Annotated in this window: 14 protein-coding genes; 8 read left to right on the top strand and 6 right to left on the bottom strand. The window is 71.6% G+C overall.

Features of this window, described 5'->3' with window-relative positions:
• The first annotated feature begins 390 nt into the window (after positions 1-390).
• The 6 genes from ACFV0T_RS19995 (at position 391) to ACFV0T_RS19970 (ending at position 5,814) form a co-directional block, all read left to right on the top strand.
• Positions 391-924, top strand: coding sequence for a hypothetical protein (locus ACFV0T_RS19995; protein WP_385780538.1), 534 nt, complete (start codon positions 391-393; stop codon positions 922-924).
• 136 nt (positions 925-1,060) lie between these two features.
• A complete protein-coding gene (rox, locus tag ACFV0T_RS19990; protein WP_385780535.1) occupies positions 1,061-2,488 on the top strand; it encodes a rifampin monooxygenase in 1,428 nt (475 codons plus the stop codon).
• A 141-nt stretch (positions 2,489-2,629) separates the two neighbouring features.
• Positions 2,630-3,163, top strand: coding sequence for a hypothetical protein (locus tag ACFV0T_RS19985; RefSeq protein WP_385780532.1), 534 nt, complete (start codon positions 2,630-2,632; stop codon positions 3,161-3,163).
• Positions 3,164-3,255: 92 nt separating this feature from the next.
• Positions 3,256-3,711 (top strand): MarR family winged helix-turn-helix transcriptional regulator, encoded by a 456-nt coding sequence (locus ACFV0T_RS19980; protein WP_385780529.1) that lies wholly within the window; start codon positions 3,256-3,258, stop codon positions 3,709-3,711.
• A 62-nt stretch (positions 3,712-3,773) separates the two neighbouring features.
• Positions 3,774-5,174 carry an MFS transporter gene (locus ACFV0T_RS19975; protein WP_385780807.1) on the top strand — a complete coding sequence of 467 codons (1,401 nt, stop codon included), beginning with the start codon at positions 3,774-3,776 and terminating at the stop codon, positions 5,172-5,174.
• Positions 5,175-5,268: 94 nt separating this feature from the next.
• A complete protein-coding gene (locus tag ACFV0T_RS19970; RefSeq protein WP_385780526.1) occupies positions 5,269-5,814 on the top strand; it encodes a cysteine hydrolase family protein in 546 nt (181 codons plus the stop codon).
• A gap of 167 nt (positions 5,815-5,981) precedes the next feature.
• Here the strand turns inward: ACFV0T_RS19970 and ACFV0T_RS19965 are convergent, their stop codons facing one another.
• The 6 genes from ACFV0T_RS19965 to ACFV0T_RS19940 form a co-directional block, all read right to left on the bottom strand.
• Positions 5,982-8,216: an ABC transporter substrate-binding protein gene (locus tag ACFV0T_RS19965; RefSeq protein WP_385780524.1), complete on the bottom strand. Its 2,235-nt coding sequence runs from the start codon at positions 8,214-8,216 to the stop codon at positions 5,982-5,984.
• Between the two features lie 17 nt (positions 8,217-8,233).
• On the bottom strand, positions 8,234-10,384 hold the full coding sequence (locus ACFV0T_RS19960) for a bifunctional serine/threonine-protein kinase/ABC transporter substrate-binding protein (protein ID WP_385780522.1): 2,151 nt from the start codon (positions 10,382-10,384) through the stop codon (positions 8,234-8,236).
• The gene (locus ACFV0T_RS19955) at positions 10,384-11,316 is read right to left on the bottom strand and encodes a hypothetical protein (RefSeq protein WP_385780519.1); all 933 of its coding nucleotides are present in this window, start codon (positions 11,314-11,316) and stop codon (positions 10,384-10,386) included. Before ACFV0T_RS19955 ends, ACFV0T_RS19960 begins: the two co-directional genes overlap by 1 nt.
• Positions 11,317-11,854: 538 nt before the next feature.
• Positions 11,855-12,940, bottom strand: coding sequence for a hypothetical protein (locus ACFV0T_RS19950; protein ID WP_385780517.1), 1,086 nt, complete (start codon positions 12,938-12,940; stop codon positions 11,855-11,857).
• Between the two features lie 324 nt (positions 12,941-13,264).
• Positions 13,265-13,729, bottom strand: a complete 465-nt coding sequence (locus ACFV0T_RS19945; RefSeq protein ID WP_385780804.1) for a DUF6924 domain-containing protein — start codon at positions 13,727-13,729, stop codon at positions 13,265-13,267.
• Between the two features lie 115 nt (positions 13,730-13,844).
• Positions 13,845-15,047: a PP2C family protein-serine/threonine phosphatase gene (locus ACFV0T_RS19940; protein WP_385780514.1), complete on the bottom strand. Its 1,203-nt coding sequence runs from the start codon at positions 15,045-15,047 to the stop codon at positions 13,845-13,847.
• A gap of 381 nt (positions 15,048-15,428) precedes the next feature.
• On the opposite strand from ACFV0T_RS19940, the gene ACFV0T_RS19935 reads away from it, so the two are divergent.
• Positions 15,429-16,178: an SDR family oxidoreductase gene (locus ACFV0T_RS19935; RefSeq protein WP_385780512.1), complete on the top strand. Its 750-nt coding sequence runs from the start codon at positions 15,429-15,431 to the stop codon at positions 16,176-16,178.
• A 156-nt stretch (positions 16,179-16,334) separates the two neighbouring features.
• Positions 16,335-16,835 carry a DUF937 domain-containing protein gene (locus tag ACFV0T_RS19930; protein ID WP_385780510.1) on the top strand — a complete coding sequence of 167 codons (501 nt, stop codon included), beginning with the start codon at positions 16,335-16,337 and terminating at the stop codon, positions 16,833-16,835.
• Positions 16,836-17,173: the final 338 nt, after the last annotated feature.

Raw genomic sequence — 17,173 nt, 5'->3', positions numbered from 1 at the left:
TGATGCACTCGACGGTACGGGAGGTGGACCCGAGGTGACACGCAGGTGCGGCCGGGCCGTCGGCACGCGACGGGCGAACGCGCCGTGATGACCGCCGGGAGCCGAGCGGACGCCACGGTGCCGGAGATGGTCAGCGCTGTGCCAAGCGGTACCGGAGATTCGTCCAGTGATCATCGTTGACGGTCTCTAGGATCACGTCCTGGGGTGTCGATGCCGAAGATGGGGCGGGTTCGATTCGTCGCGGCCGCGGGTCTTGCGATGACGGTGATGACGGTGATGACGACGGGCGGGTGCAGCGCCGGGGAACCGCTCGGCAAGAGGGCCTCGCCGACCCCCAGTGCGACGGCCGCACCGCGAATCACGAAAGCAGCGGCGCCCTCCGGGCCAGGCATGCCGGAGGCGTCGGCGCGGGTCACCCTCGACGACGGCAAGTTGCTCGAACGCTTCCGCAAGCACGGAGTGCCCCCGGGTTACGAGGATCCGCCCGACGACATCCTCGCGGTCATCCTGCGAGGAGCCGACGGTTCCGGCCATCTGGGCTGGATGACGGACGAGGAGACGTACTGCTTCGCCTCGACCCGCGCCGGCGGAGCGTCCACCACGCGGTGCGGGCGGCTCCCCGACCGGCACGCCCCGCACATCGCGGCCGGCCCGAATCTCCAGGGCTACGCCATGGACGAGAATTACAACTACTACACAGCCCTCGTCCTCGACGGGCAGGGTCACTTCGCCTTCACGAGCCCCAGCGAGAGTTTCGGACCGGTGCACCAGGCCAAGGTGGTCTTTCCTTCTGGAAGAACGGCGTCCCTCCTCGTCTACGAAGTCCGTACCGTGAGTCTCGACGCCGCCGCCGAGATCTGCGACGAGGGCCGAACCCACTGTTTCCAGGCGATAGCCACGATGGGAGACCCGGACAGCCCCTGACACTCGCTCCAGTTCGCGCCCGCGCGCCGGAAGGAAGTCCGCAGCCGACCCGGCCCGGGCCGTCCGCGGACCGTGACGCTGCCCGACCCACGACACACCGACACTGCGGCCATCGACGCCGAGGCCCTGGGATTCCATGATTGACGTGATCGTGGTCGGCTGCGGGCCGACCGGTTCGATGCTGGCCGCCGAGTTGCGGCTGCACGGTGTGCGCGCGGTCGTGCTGGAGAGGGAGGCGGAGCCGGCCAAGCAGGTCCGTTCGCTCGGTCTGCATGCCCGCAGTGTCGAGGTGATGGACCAGCGCGGTCTGCTGGAGCGGTTCCTCGCGCACGGCGAACGGCACCCACTGCGTAGTTCCTTCGCCGGCATCACGAAACCGCGGCCGGACCGGCTGGACACCGCGCACGCGTACGTCTTCGGCATCCCGCAGACCATCACCGAACGGCTGCTGACGGAGCGCGCGACCGAGCTCGGCGCCGAGATCCGGCGTGGCTGTCGGCTGGTCGGGCTGAGTCAGGACGACCACGGGGTGACCGCCGAGCTGGCCGACGGCACCCGACTGCGTTCGCGCTACCTCGTCGGCTGCGACGGCGGCCGCAGCACCGTGCGCAAGCTGCTCGGCGTCGGCTTCCCCGGTGAGCCCGCCGGAGTCGAGTGGCTGCTGAGCGAGGTGGAGGTGGCCGTTCCGTCGGAGACGCTGAACAGCGTGGCTGCCGAGCTCCGCACGACGCGCCTGCGGTTCGGCCCCGCAGCCCACGAGGACGGGGCGTACCGCTTCGTCGTGCGCGCCGCGGAAGTGGCCGCGGACCGCACGGTCCCCCCGACCTTCGAGGAGTTCAGGCATCGGCTGAGGGAGATCGCGGGCACCGACTTCGGCGTGCACTCACCGCGCTTCGTGTCCCGTTTCGGGGACGCCACCCGGCTGGCGGAGCGCTACCGGGTCGGCCGGGTGCTGCTGGCCGGCGACGCGGCACACATCCACCCACCGATCGGCGGGCAGGGGCTCAACCTCGGCGTCCAGGACGCGTTCAACCTCGGCTGGAAGCTCGCCGCCGAGGTGAACGGCTGGGCTCCGGATGCACTGCTGGACACCTATCACACCGAACGCCGCCCGGTGGCCGCCGATGTGCTGGACATCACCCGCGCACAGATGGAACTGCTCTCCCCCGAGCCCGGCCCGCGGGCGGTGCGCCGGCTGCTGTCGGAACTGATGGACTTCGAGGACGTCAACCGCCACCTGATCGAGAAGGCCACGGCGATCGCGGTCCGCTACGACTTCGGCGAGGGACACCAACTGCTCGGCCGCCGCCTGCGCGACGTGAGGCTCGGGCACGGTCGCCTCTACGAACTCATGCACCGCGGCCGCGGACTACTGCTCGACCAGACCGGCCGCCTCTCCGTGGCCGGCTGGGCGGACCGGGTCGACCACGTCGTCGACGTCAGCGAGGAACTCGACCCGCCCGCGGTCCTGTTGCGCCCCGACGGGCACGTGGCATGGGTCGGCGACGACCGACACGACCTGCTCGGTCACCTCCCCACCTGGTTCGGCACGGCCGCCGGCTGACCGCCCGGCCGCGGTCCGACGCTTCGCAACCTTGGTCGTGATCTCCAAGGCTCCGGCCGCAGTTCCGCGACGGGGGCAGTTGGGTGCGCCTCCTCACCCGTGCCAGTCTGCGGAGAACGTTCGTCTGCGGGAGGGGCTGTGGTGGGTGTCAGCGACTTGGTGCGTGCGGAGTTGGATCGGCATCCGTGGGACGCCCTGAGGTGTGGCTGCGGTGAGACCGCCGAGCACGTGCCGATGATGTTCGAGGTGATCATCGAAGCCGAGACACCACGCGACATGATCGGGTACACCCTCGACGACCACCTCGAGCTCGGTACGAATCTCGTCGAGGCCTCCGTACCCGCGGTCAGCGTGATCCTCGCCGCGCTGGCGGGGGAACTGTCGTCCATGGCCCGACGGCATTTCCTGATCACCTTGTGGCGCATGGTGAGCGGCGAGTCCTGCGACTCGGAAGTGTCTCTCGGGCGTACGCGGCTGGGTGACGAGTGTCGTACCCGGTGCCGTGAAGGTCTGTGGGTCGTCGGGCAGGTCGGTCTTACCGGTGGGGCCGACGACGCCGAGACGGCTGCGGACATTTTTGAGCTGGTGGACCCGGACGAGGCGAGGTCGGTGTTCTATCAGTCGCTCCTGCGGCGCCGTATGAAGGCGAAGACGAAGCGCCGACCGGTGATCTGACGCCGATGCCTCGCGCAGCTGGGTGCGGTGGTCACGTGGCGGCGAGCTCCGGGTATTTGCACAGTCCAAGCTGCGCAAGTTAACCTGTAGGTATGAACGAGATCGCTGACACCACCGGCGTGTCCGAATCGGCCGTGCGCGCGGCACGCGAAGTCCGTGTGGTGTTCAGCAGGCTCCGGCGCCGCATGCGCGAGAGCTATGACCCCGGTGACCTCACGCCGTCGCAGACGTCCGTCCTCAGCCGGCTGGACAAGGACGGCGAGGCGTCGGTCAGCGACCTGGCGGCCGCCGAACGCGTGCGGCACCAGTCCGTCGCCTCCACCGTCGCCGTACTGGAGGAACGCGGCCTCGTCGCCCGGCGTCCGGACCCCGGGGACGGTCGGCGGCAGCTGGTCTTCGTCACGCCGAGCGGTCACGCCTTCCTGGAGGACCGCCGCCGCGCCGGCGAGGGCTGGCTCACCCGCGCCCTGGAGGACCAGTGCACGGAGGCCGAACGGCAGACCCTCATCCAGGCGACAGCCGTACTGGAGCGGATCGTGCGGTCGTGAGCGGCAAGGTGACCCGCGGACCGCGCCGGCTGCGCCCCGGCTCGGCCGGGACGTCGGGCGAGATGTTCGACCGGCGGCTGCTGGCTCCGATGATGCTGGGCTCGGCACTCAACCCGATCAACTCCTCCATCATCTCCGTCTCGCTCGTACCGATCGGTGCCGCCTTCGGCGCACCCCCCTCCCGGACGGCATGGCTGATCTCCGCCCTCTACCTGGCCACCTCCATAGGCCAGCCTGTCGTGGGCCGGCTGATCGACCTCTTCGGGCCGCGCCGCCTGTTCCTGGCCGGGACGGCGCTCACGGGCGTCGCCGGCGTCGTCGGCATGCTCGCACCCGACCTCGGCGTGCTCATCGCCGCACGCGTACTCCTCGGCTTCGGCACCTGCTCCGGCTATCCGGCCGCCATGTACCTCATCCGCAGCGAGGCCCGACGCACCGGACAGGAGAGCCCCGCCGCGGTCCTCACCGCGCTCGCCGTCACCACCCAGACCATCGCCGTCATCGGCCCCAGCCTCGGCGGCCTGCTGATCGGTGTCGGCGGGTGGCGCGCCACCCTGGCCGTCAACATCCCGCTCGCTCTCGCCGGGCTCTACCTCGGCGTCCGCCGACTGCCCGCGACCCCCGCCACCCGCCGCGGCGCGGACCGCCACCCCGTCGCCGCCCTGGACCTGCCCGGCATGGCGCTCTTCGCCACGGCCCTGGTCTGCCTGCTGCTGTTCCTCATGAACCCCGGCGGCGGCCACTGGTACCTCCCGGCGCTGACCGTCGCCGCGGCAGCCGCCTTCACCTGGCGCGAGCTGCGAACGGGGCAGCCCTTCATCGACATACGCGTGCTCGGCGGCAACCTGCCGCTCCTGGCCACGTACGCCCGGGCCCTGCTCGCCTACATCGTCAGCTACGCGTTCCTGTACGGATACACCCAGTGGATGGAGGAGGGCCGAGGACTGTCCGCCTCACAGGCCGGACTGGTCCAACTCCCGCTCTTCGCCACCGCCCTCGTGGTGTCCACCCTCACCGGCCGCCACCAGGCGATCCGCGGCAAGCTCCTGGTCGGCGCCGTCGGCCAGACAGCCGCGTGCTCCCTGTTGCTGTTCCTGCACGCCGACAGCGCCCTGTGGCTCCTCCTGGGCGTCGCCGTCGTGCTCGGCGTCCCGCAGGGCCTGAACAGCCTCGCCCTGCAGAACTCCGTCTTCCACCAGGCCGACCCCGACCGCATGGGTTCCTCCGCCGGTCTCCTGCGCACCTTCGGCTACCTCGGCGCCATCATCGCCTCCGCCGCCGACGGCGCCTTCTTCGGACAGCGTGCCGACACCGGCGGCCTGCACGAACTCGCCTGGCTCATGCTCGCCGTCAGCGGCCTCTTCCTCGGCGTGACCGTCGCCGACCGCTCCCTGCGCCGCGTCGGGGCCGCGGGTGACGACGCCACGAGCACCGGGCCCCAACCCCAGGAAGCCGGCCGGTGACGGGGACTTCCGGGCTCCACCCGACAGGACCCGCCCCGCGGTGACCTGCCGTACACCGCGACCCGACCCACGCCGCACCACGTGAGGACCGACCGTGACCAACCCCGCCCTGCTCGTGATGGACGTCCAGCGGGCCATCACCGAGCGCGTCCCCGACCCCGACTACACACCGCGCCTCGCCCGCGCGGTCACCGCGGCACGGGCCGCCGGTGTCCCCGTGGTGTACGTCGTCGGCTTCCGCCCCGGTCACCCCGAGACCAGGTCCAGCCGCATGTTCAGCGCCCTGCCCGAAGGCGCCTTCACCGAGGGCGACCCCGGAGCCGCCATCCACCCCGACGTCGCGCCCCGCCCCGGCGAGAGCATCGTCACCAAGAAGCGCGTCAGCGCCTTCGCCGGCAGCGACCTCGATCTCGTCCTGCGCGGCGGCGGCATCGACCACCTCGTCCTGACCGGCCTCGCCACCAGCGGTGTCGTCCTGTCCACCCTCCGCCAGGCCGCCGACCTCGACTTCCGTCTCACCGTCCTCGCCGACGGCTGCGGCGACGCCGACCCCGAGGTCCACCGGGTGCTGACCGAGAAGGTCTTCCCACGGCAGGCCGACGTCACCACCGTCGACGCCTGGATCTCCGGCCTCGGCTGACGGCCCGACACCTCACGGACAACGCCGTAGGGCGCTTCACCCGCCGGCCGTCCGCGCTGCCCCCTGGACGAGGTGGCCACCGGGGACCGGCGCCGGAGTGCTGCCCGCCGGGACGGTTCATGGGGATGTCCGTGGCCGGACCCCGTGGTGGACCGGGGGCGAGCCGGTCAGCTCACCTGGTCGTACCGGCCGAGGAAGCGGAACTCCCCGTCCTCGACCTGGTAGAGAAACGTCGTGTTGTCGGGTGTGAGGCTGTGGGTGAGGTCCTGGGTGAAGCGGATGGGCTTGGCCACGCCGTCGTAGGTGAGTTTGAAGAGGCGCTCGGCGACCTGCCCGGGGGTGACGCCCTCGCCGCCCAGCGCGTCCAGGGAGGCGGCGATCAGGCCCACGGCGTCGTAGGCCTCGGCGGCCCAGCGCGCGGGAGGTACGCCGTAGCGTGCGCGGTACGCGGCGGTGAAGTCCTTGGCGGCCTTGGTGCCGGACGCCTGCGGTTCGCTGTAGGGCGCCTCGAACACCCAGCCTTCGGCCGCCTCGCGCGCGGCCTTCGGGAAGGCCGCGCGCATGACGGGTTCGAAGGTCACGCGGGGCCCGGTGAAGCCCGCGGTGGCCAGAGCGCGGGCGCAGGCCGCCGCACGGGACGGCGAGGTGCCGGCGTAGACGACAGCCTCCGGGTGCGCGGCCAGCGCGGCGGCGACGGCCGGGCGGACGTCGTCCGCGTCGGACGCCAGTGGGTGGACGGTGCTGGTGCCCGCGCTCGGCGGTGTCTCGCGCAGGTTGCGGGCGATGTCGGCGGCCCACCCGCCCGCGGCCAGATCCTGGACGACGGCGGTGCGCTCGACCTTGTGGACCCAGGTCAGGTAGGCGAGCACCGGAATCGTCCGGTAGGTGGTCGGGGCCGTGGTGACGCCGAGGGTGCGGATCGTGGCCGAGGACAGTCCTGTCGCGTCGTAGTCGACCGAGACGGGCAGGACCGGCATGGACGCGGTCCCGTAGAGGGGAACCGCGGCGCGGGCGGCGGCGACGGTGGTGGGGCCGATCACCCCGCACAGAGAGCTGTCGGCGAGCAGCCGGCGGGCTCCCTCCTCGGCCCGTGCGGCCTCGCCGCGATCGTCGTACGTGGTGAGCGCGAGCCGGAAGCGGGTGTCGTCGCGGGCGTTGTGGCCGGCCACCGCGAGCCGGGCGCCGCGTTCCTGCGCCTGCCCCACCTCGTGCTGAGCACCTGTCAGCGCGGCCTGCAGGCCGATGACATGGGTGGGCAGGTCTTGGCTCGCGCCGCCGTGCGCTCCGCCCTCGTCCTTGGCCAGCAGGACCGCGGCGCCGGTGCCGGACGCGGCGAGTACCGCGGCCGCCGTGCCGCCGATGGCGAGGAACCGGCGACGGGAGGGCCCACGCTCGGCGCCGACGTTGGTCTGTTCCGCGGCAGTGCGGGTGGTCTGCCGGTGCGGGGGGTCCAGTGCGCGGGTGGAGCGCTCGGTCACCAGGCGCAGCGCCGCGGACGGCAGCCAGTCGGCCGGCCGGTCCGCGGTGCCGGTGGACTCCGGGTCCGAGGCGTTGTGTTCCTCGGGTCCGGTCGTCGTTCCCTCCGCCCGGTCGGCAGCTCTCAGGGTGTGGGCGAGTTCGGCGGCTTTGGGGCGTTCGGCGGGGTCCTTGGCCAGGCGCCGGGCGATCGCCGTGCGCAGCAGGGGTGGCAGCCGGTCGAGGCCGGTCGCGTCGGGCGCCTCGTGCACGGTGCGGTACAGGACGGCGGCCGGGTCGCCGGTGCCGAAGGGCCGTAGCCCGGTGGCCGCGTAGGCCAGCACGCAGCCGAGGGCGAACAGGTCGCTCGCCGGGGCGGCCTCGCCACCCGTGCGGATCTGCTCGGGGGCGAGGTAGCCGGGGGTGCCGATCAGCGCGCCGGGTTCGGTCAGCGCCGTGGCACCGTGGGCCTGGGCGATACCGAAGTCGATCAGCCGGGGACCGTCGAGGGCGAGCAGTACGTTGCCGGGTTTGACGTCCCGGTGCACCAGGCCGGCGGCGTGCACCTCGTTCAGCGCCTCCGCCAGCCGGGCGCCGAGCGCGGCGACGGCGTGCGGCGGCAGCGGGCCGTGTCCGTCGACCAGTTCGGCCAGCGAGGGACCGGGCACGAACGCCGTGGCCAGCCAAGGCTCGCGGGCCTCGGCATCGGCGGCGGTCACCGGTACCAGCCAGCGGCCGGTGAACCCGCGCGCCAGCCGCGCCTCGCGACGGAACCGCTCCCGGAAGGCCCGCTCGGCGGCGTACTCGGCACGGATGACCTTCAGGGCGACCAGGGTTCCGGCAGGGGTGCGAGCCAGGTAGACCACACCCATGCCCCCCGCGCCGAGCCGGGCGAGCAGCCGGTGCCCGCCCAGTTCGTCCGGGTCCTGTGCGTGCAACGGCCGCATCGGCGCCCTCTCCGGTGTCAGGTTCCGGAGATGTCCAGTGCGCCCCCATAGGCGAACCGGCCGTCCGTGACGCGGAACCGGTGCAGTTGCCGCGCCTTCAGCTGCTTGTCCTCGTCGAAGGCGTACGTCCCGGCCACCCCGGTGAACCGGGCCTCGGCGACAGCCCGGGTGACCCGCTCGTGGGACGGCCGCCCGCCGTCGCTCGGGGCGAGGGCGCTGAGCCGGTCGGCCAGCAGGCGCGTCACGTCGTACGCCTCGGCCGCCCAGGGCCCTGGCGCGCTGTCGTACCGCGTGCGGTAGGCGGCGGCGAAGTCGCGTACCGGCGCGGCGTCCGGACCGATGTACGACGTCAGCGCCTGCCAACCCTCGGCCGCCCGGCCCGCCCGGGAGACGAATGCCGTGGTGGCCGAGGCGGGATCGACGAAGCGGGGCCCGGCGAAGTTCCGCTCGGCAAGCGTGCGGGCGACGGCGGCGGCGCGTTCGGGTGTGCCGACGTAGAAGAATCCGTCGACGCCGTGGCCGATCATGTCGTCGGCGACGGGTTCCAGAGCGCTCGTGCTCGCGAGGGCGGGTACCACGCGCAGGTAGAGCGCCAGCCGGCCGCGCGCGGCGCTCTGGGCCACGATCACGGACTCCATGCCGGCCAGTCTCCCCGCCCGGTCGCCCAACATGCCCAGGGTCTTCACGCCGGCCGCGCCGAGCGAGGTCACGGTCGTGAAAGCGCCGTACGCGGACAGGCAGGCAGCACGGAAATAGGCGTGCGGGACGGTGCTGGCGAGCGCCGTCTTCGCGGCACTGGTCGACAGCTCCGACACCGTCAACAGCGGCATCCTGGCACCGTCGTAGACCTCCAGCGCGGCCTGCGTCGAGGTGTAGTCCGTGGGTCCGAGCACGGCCACCACGTCGGCGGCGCCGGTCAGCCGCCGCGCTGCCCGCACCGCTCGGGCGGCCTCACCCCGGTCGTCCTCGGTCCGCAGGGCGAGGGTGAAGGGCTTGCTCCTACGGGCGTTGAACCGCTCCACCGCCAGCCGTGCGCCGTGCTCCTGCGCACGCCCGGTCTCCCGCTGCGGGCCCGTGAGATCCGCGTGCAGTCCGATGACCCACGGGCCGCCCGCGTTCTGCGCCTGCGGGGAGTTCCGGTCGTCGCGCAGCGCCGCCCAGAGCGCGGTGCCGCCGCCCGCGAGGAGCAGTGCCGCGCCCCCGCCCAGGGCCAGGATCCGGCGACGGCCCGGAGCCCGCGACTCGGACAGCTCCGACACGACGGTGGGCTCGACGCCCGGCAGGGCGAGCATCTCCGCCGACCGTTCGGCGATCATCCTCACCACCGGGTCGGGCAGCCAGTCGACGGTGCCGGCGGGGGCGTCCTCCACCAGTGCGGCGTCCACCTCGGCGGCCGACGGCCGCTGTTCGGGGTCCTTGGCCAGACAGCGTTCGAGCAGCGCCCGCAACTCGGCGTCCGCCACACCGTCCAGTACGGGTGTGTCGTGCACGGTGCGGTACAGCAGCGCATCCGGCGCGCCGGTGCCGAACGGCGGCCGGCCGGTCGCCGCGTACGCCAGTACGCAGCCCAGCGAGAAGACGTCGCTCGCCGCTCCCACCTGCCGCGCCCGCGCCTGCTCGGGGGCGAGGTAGCCGGGGGTGCCGACCACCATGTCCTGTGAGGTCAGCTCCGTCTCGTCGGCCGCCGTCGGGCGCGCGATGCCGAAGTCGATGAGCCGGGGACCGTCGAGGGCGAGCAGGACGTTGCCCGGTTTGACGTCCCGGTGCACCAGGCCCGCCTCGTGCACGGCGGTCAGGGCGCGCGCCAGTACCTTGCCCAGCACCCGCACCGCACGGTCCGGCAGCGGGCCGCAGGCCGCGACCGCCTCGGCCAGGGAGGGGCCGGGCACGAACGCGGTGGCCAGCCACGGCGCCGCCGCCGCTGTGTCGGCGCCGAGCACCCGCACCACCCAGGGGCTGTCGACCTGCCCGGCGGAGGTGGCCTCGCGGCGGAAACGGGCCCGGAACTCCGCCTCGTCGGCGTACTCGGGCTGGATCACCTTCACCGCGGCCAGATCGCCGGCTTCCGTGCGGGCGAGGTAGACCACGCCCATGCCGCCGGCGCCCAGCCGCCCCAGCAGCCGGCTCCCGCCCAGATGCGAGGGGTCGGTGGGAAGCAGCCGCTCCATCACTCGCCTCCCTCGGCGTCCTTGACGCCGGGACTCTCGGCGGAGGGTGTCGGATCCGGGGGTGGTGAGGCCGAACCGGCCTCGGTGGGGCTTCCGATCGCCGCCTGCACCCGCACCAGCATCCTGGACGCCACCTCCACCTCGCGCAGGGACTGCTGTCGCCCTCCGCATACGGAGGCGCTGATCACGACCGAGCCGAAGAGCGCTTGTGTCCACGAGTAGGCGTACGGGCCGCCCCGGGTGTCGCTCACGCATCGGCCCGACTCCGACAGGGAGTCGTCGCTGGTCATGTTGCCGCTCTCACCCCACGCGACGGCCGTGGAGGCGAGATCGGTCAGCCGCTCGCCGGGCCGCAGGGTCTGCTCGGGGCAGCCGACCGCCTCCTCCAGCATCCCGGCCTCCTCCCAGGCCGCGTCCAGTGCCGTGCGGTGCACCGTGACCGTGGTCGACAGCCGCACCGCCGCCTTCGCGCCGTCGGCGGGCACTTCGAAGTGGCGGGTCAGGGTGGCCAGGATGTCCCGCGGCAGTTCCTGCCGCTGCCATGCGCAGTCCGCGCCCAGCACCGCCCAGGTGTGCGGGTCGCTCTCGTACGGCGTCGCCCGCGTCACCCCCGAACCGACCAGCTCAGGATCGGCGATCATCTTCCGTACGAACGCCTCCGCCTCGTCCATGGTGTGCGGCTGCTTCGCCGGGTCCGCCTGCGCCGTCGGCGACACCGCGGGTAACGCGCCCGCTCCGGTGCCCGCGTCCGTGTCGGTGCCCGCCCCTGTGGACGCTTCGGTCCGCGCACCGCTGCCGCTTCGGCCCGCACCCGGGCTCGACTCCCGCGACGTCTCCCCGCCCGGCGCGCCGCCGCCGTCCGTACAGCCGGCCAGCAGCGCCGCGCACACTGTCACGATCCCGCACACCGACCGGGCTCTCGCATACGTCACGGTCCCTCCTCCCACGTCGAGTTCTCACCTTGCGCAGTGCTTCGCTCGCGGTGCTCCGGTCACAGCGCCCCCGCGTGACTGCCGCTCTGTACGCCGTTTACGCGTGGGCTTCGGGTGCGCCGGGTTCGTCGTGTCATCGGCCGCCCCGTGCCTGTACCGATGCCACGCCGACACCGCACGGTTCCTCCAACGCCCTTGATTCTCAAGGTAGTTCATAACGTGCTCCGGACGGTCCACTTCGCTTGGTGTGATCCTGTGGGATGCGGCTTGTGCGGCGGCCGAGCTTGCCGAGCGGTCGGCGCCGGACGGTTCGCGGGAGGTCTTCCGGCGGGTGGCGCCTTGGACACCGGCACGCCCGGGCCGCCGCCGCACTCACGCTGGCTGGTGGCTGGTGGCTGGTGGCTGGTGGCTGGTGGCTGGTGGCTGGTGGCGTCAGCGGCGCCGGGCGATGGGCACTGACGGCCCGCGCGTGTCGGTGCCGGCAGCGCCCGCGTCGTCCGTCAGGTGGGCGACTTGAGCGAGCCTCCTGATCCGTGACTCATCCCGACGGGAGTGCGTCTGCTCGGCCTGAGCCGCCGCGTGCCCACTGTGCGGCCTGGACGGTGCCCGCCTCGATGTCCTGCTGGGGCAACCGAAGTCCGAGCGCGGTTTCCAGGGCGTGGAAGTACAACTCGAACTCGTTGGTCAATTCGGGGTGATCGAGTTCGGCGCGGCGGACGGCCTGGTTGAGGAAGTCGAGTTGGCCGCCCCGGTAGTAGGGGGCGCGACCCCGGTCGTACCAGATCAGCTCCAGTACACCCCAGTCGTCGTCGACGCGGTGACCCTCGCGTGTGTAGTCGAAGGTGTAGATGGCCTTCGCGGCGCAGGCGCTCAGCCGCACGGTCTCGGTGACCCCGAGTCGGGCGAGAGCCGCGCTGTCGGCCCGGACACCGGGTGGCGTCTCGTGGTACATCAGGAAGGCCCAGTCGCCCGCCTGCCCGAAGCAGAAGCTCTCCCAGACGATCGCCCCGTGGTCACGGGCGGTGCCGTCCATGCTGCGCAGGTCCGACAGGCGGGTCCCGGCGGCCGTCTGACCGGGATCGGCGCCGTGGAGCACGGCGATCCGTTCGGCGCTGATGTCCTCGCCGCGGAAGAACGCGAGGTTGGTGTAGGGATCCTGGTCGCGCCAGGTGCCGGCGATCCAGGCGAGGCGTTCCAGCGGGTCGCGTCGGCACGGCTGTACCGTCCGCGCGCCGTCCGTGCCGCCGCCGCGGAATCTGCCGCCCCAAGCCGGATTGATCCCGTCCAGCATCTCGGCCTGTCCGGTGACGAGATTGGTGACCGCGCCTTGGCCGGGGGAGTGGGCCACGATGTGCTCCGCGAGGTCGCCGACCGCTTCCTCGGCGGCGAAGTACAACACCTGGTCGAGGTCCTGGGTCGCGAAGATCTCCCGATGGGGGCCGCGGTAGCCGCGCGCGGTGCCATCCTCGCCCACGACGAGGTAGAGGCCACCGGGATCGCCCGCGCGCTGTACGTACTGGTCGGGTGATGTGCCGATGGGCGGGAGCATCACGTCGTCGAGCAGGTCAGAGTCTGCCGCTATCCGATACCAGGCGCGCTTGAGTGCGTTCTCCGTTATCCGCATGGGCGTCAGTATGCGGCGAGCCACTGACACGACCTGGTCCGCGCCTGAACGCCCACGACGGGTCACGTGTTCTGCGGTCCTGCCGTCCAACGATGCCCAGAACGCGTTCCGCCACCCGGCAGGCGTTCCTGGACGGGCACTTCCCCGTGCCCTACAGCGCGGAGAAGATCACGGACGCGATGATCGATCTCGTCGACTCCGGCGCGACTCCGCTCCGCCTCCCGCTCGGTCCCGACACCTACGCGGATGTCCGCGCCGCCCTCACGCCGCGCCGTCAGGTGCTCACCCGTAGCGGCACGCGGTCCAGTTGGGGAGTCTCGTCCGTCAGACGGCGAACCCCCGGAAGATGCCCTGAGGGTCCCCCTCGGCCGCTTCCTTGAAATCGCCGAAGGACAGATTGGCGATCATCAGGTTCGCGTGTATCTCGTGGACCCCGACGGGGACGGTACGGAACTCGCCTCCGTCCGCCTCGAATTCCTCGTCGCTGTCGCACTCTTCCCTGGTCAGTACGGCCACCGCCAGCAATGTGCCGGGGCCGTCACGCATGGAGTCGCGGTCGGCGAGGAACACGACGGTCAACTCGTCATCGGCGGACGCCGTGGAGAGGAGCTGAGCCGGTGTGCATCCCACCCACTTCGGGTCGTCGGCGATGTGCACGTACGGCTCGAAGTCTCCGTCTCCCCAGGGCCTCATCAGCTCCGTCCTCACAGCGGCCCATGCCGGTTCGTCGCTGTAATCGGTCCTGATGACCAGTGCCGCGTCCCGATCGCGCCCTGCCAACCACTCCATATGGTCACTCACGTAGCAGCCCCCATCCTCGTGGGTCACCGCCCACGCCTCCGTGCGGAGGTTACGCGAGGCCACTGACACACTCGAGAAGGCTGCCCTGTCGGCGGCGGCCGGGTCATAGGCGGATCACGACCACGGCGGTGTCGTCGGTGGCGGAGTTGAGGTCGATCAGTGCTTCCGCCAGCGCCTCGACGTCGCTGTCGCGATGGCGAGTGAGGTGGTCGGCGAGGCGTTGCATGCCCTCGTCGATGTCCTCTCCGCGGCGTTCGATCAGCCCGTCGGTGTACAGGACGAGGGTGGCGCCGTCGCTGTAGGTGGCGGTGGCCTGGGGCCGGGGCGCGTGGTCGAGGGCCGCGCCCAGCGGGGGGTCGGTCGCCTGGTCCAGGAAACGCACGGTTCCGTCGGGGTCGGCCAGGGCCGGGGGCGGATGACCCGCGCTGCTGTACGTGATGCGGTGGTCGGCCCAGGCGATGACGGTCTGCACCGCGGTGGTGGACAGGGCGCCGTCGACGTCACGGGCGTACATGTCGAGTCCGTCGAGTGCCGTCGCGGGGCCGTCCACGACGCGGATGGCGGCGCTGAGGGCGCTGCGCAGCTGGCCCATGACACCGGCGGCGGAAAGCCCGTGGCCGACCACGTCGCCGACGGCGACGGCGTAGTCGCCGCTGGGGAGTTGCGTCACGTCGTACCAGTCGCCGCAGACGTTGAGGGTGTGGACCGCGGGACGGTAGCGGACCGCTGCCCGGTGATGGGCGAGGGCCTGTGGCGCGGGCAGCATCGCCTCCTGGAGCGCGATGGCGACCTGACGTTCGCGGGCGTTGGCCTGGCGCAGTCGCTCGTTGACCTGCTGCAGCTCGCGCGAACGGGCGTAGAGCTCGAGCTCCATCTGACGGTGCTGGTAGTCGCCTTCGCCGCTGCCGGCGTGGACGAGACCGGTGATCTCCTCGAGCCGGTGCACGATCAGCGCGACCTGTCCTTCGGAGTCCAGGACGGGTGCGTTGACCGGGCTCCAGTAGCGCTCCGCGAACACGCCCGGCCGGTCCGGCTCCTCCAGGTCGTGACGGATGGGGCCGGCGACGTCCTGGGCGCGGCTCTCCAGCACGCGGCGCAGTGACGCCTCCAGGTCGGCCAGCCCCGATTCGTCCTCCTGCGGGAAGGCGTCGAAGACGTACTGCCCCAGCAGCTCCTCACGGGTGCGGCCGACCAGCTCCTGATAGGACTGGTTCGCGTCGAGAATGCTGAAGCCAGGTGTGATGACCAGCATCGCGCTGGGTGACGCCTCGAAGATGGCGTAATAGTCGATCCCCGGCACTTTCACGGTACGTCCCGGAACGTTGGCGATCGAGTCCGCTGTTCGCGCCCCGCCTTCATTATCCTGTCGGGCCCCACGGGTCGCCTGTCGGCCCTCCGCAGGCCGTCAGCCCGTAGGCGTGGTGGACGCTGTCGCGAAGCAACGTCGGTTACGGGTGCCCACTGCGCGCTTCTGCCCGGCGCCCCGCTCGCGGGCCGCGGACTTCCGGGCGGAAGGCTCGCCGGGCGCGGACGAAAGGTGGATGAGGAGCAGGATTGTGCAAGGACGAGCGAGGATAGTTCTACTGTTTTCGCAGCTCAGAGCGATTCAATGGGATGACGAGTTCTTCCGCGGAGCAGGAACATGCCTGTCCGATCGCGGACCCCACCACATCGCCAGGAGTGCAGCATGAAGACCGTTCTGATCACCGGTACCTCTTCCGGGTACGGGCGTGAGACCGCCCTCCACTTCCACTCGCAGGGGTGGAACGTCATCGCCACGATGCGGACGCCGCGCGCGGGTGTCCTGCCCGAGTCGGACCGGCTGCGCGTCATCGAGCTGGACGTGACGAGTCCCGAGTCCATCGCCGCCGCACTGGAGGCGGCGGGGAGCGTCGACGCGCTGGTCAACAACGCGGGCGTCCCCTCGATCAGCGTGTTCGAGGACGTCCCCATGGCCCGCGTGCGGGACGTCTTCGAGACCAACACGTTCGGCGCGATGGCGATGACGCAGGCGGTGCTGCCCCAGTTCCGCGAGCGTGGATCGGGTGTGGTGGTCAACGTGACCTCCAGCGTGGTGCTGGGCCACATGCCGCTCTCGGCCGTCTACAAGGCGAGCAAGATGGCCGTCGAGGGGTTCACCGCGTCCCTCGCGCTCGAGCTCGCGCCCTTCGGCGTGCAGGCGAAGACGGTCCAGCCGGGCGCCTGCCTGACGACGAACTTCGCGGGCAAGGCGACGAACGGCGTGCCGATGCAGGAACTGGTCTCGGCGCCGTATGCGCCGTTCGTGGAGAAGGCGATGGGTGACTTCATGGGCCAGGACCTGTTCACGACGGAGAGCGATGTCGCGGAGACGGTCTGGCGGGCCGTCCACGACACGACCGGGCAGCTGCGGTTCCCGGCCGGCCCCGACGCCGTCCGGCTCGCCCAGGCGAAGTGAACCAGACGCTGTTCGACAACACCCTCGACAGCATCGGGGTTGGACGCATCGGCCCGCACGCCGTGGTGCCGCGCGTGTTCAGCCTGCGTACGGCGCGGCGTCAGGGCGTGACATTGCATCCGTCACGTCTGGTCGGGGTCGCTCGTTGCATCGGACATGAGCGAACCTTCATTCCAGGACGACGTGCTGCACGAGCTCGGCGATGACAGGCTGACCGAGATCGCTGCTCTGCTCGGCACCGACGCCACCGGCGCACGCGAGACGATCGAGGTCACGGTGGGCGCCATGGCCGCCGACCTTCAACAAAAGGCCGACGTGGAGGACGATGAGGTCCGCCAGGCTGTCGCGGAGGTCGCCGAGCCCCCGCTCCAAGGCGTAGCCACGTTCGGTGGAGGCCTGTTGGGCGGCGGGTTGATGGCCGGGGTGCTCGCCAAACTGAGCAAGCCCGTCGCCGCGGCCGTCTCCAAGAAGACCGGCATCCCCGCGGCCACCGTCAGCCGGGTCATCGAACTGCTGATCCCGGTACTGATGGCCGTTTTCGCCAAGCGGGCGGCCGGCGGAAAGGGTACGGCCGCAGGAGCGGGTGGCGCGCCGAGCGCGGGCGGCGGGCTCGGTGACCTGCTGGGCCAGATCCTCGGCGGTGGCAAGAGGAAGTAGACGAATCGGTCTCGAGCTGTCGGAGGGTTCCGGCGACGGAGCGCCGGAACCCTCCGTACCCACGATGGCTGCGTCGCCGTCGCCTTCGCCTCGCTGTCGCCCCCGGCCGAGGTCTTGGCCCGATACCGGTCGGCCGAGGCGGCTTACCGGCGCCCGGTCATACCGCGGAGCGGAAGGGGCGGCAGCATGCGCTAAGCTTGATCCTGAGTTGGTCGCCGTAACTCAAGGCGGCTTGCGTTGCGTTGGTGGTCCAAGGAAAGACGCCCCGCTTCCTGCGGGGAAATGCAGGTGCAAGGCCTGCCCGGCGCTCCATCACAGGGCCCGTTCACGCACTTTGT

This window comes from Streptomyces sp. NPDC059582, from assembly GCF_042735715.1.
Taxonomy (GTDB): domain Bacteria; phylum Actinomycetota; class Actinomycetes; order Streptomycetales; family Streptomycetaceae; genus Streptomyces.
This window is presented reverse-complemented; position numbering and strand designations above follow the sequence as displayed.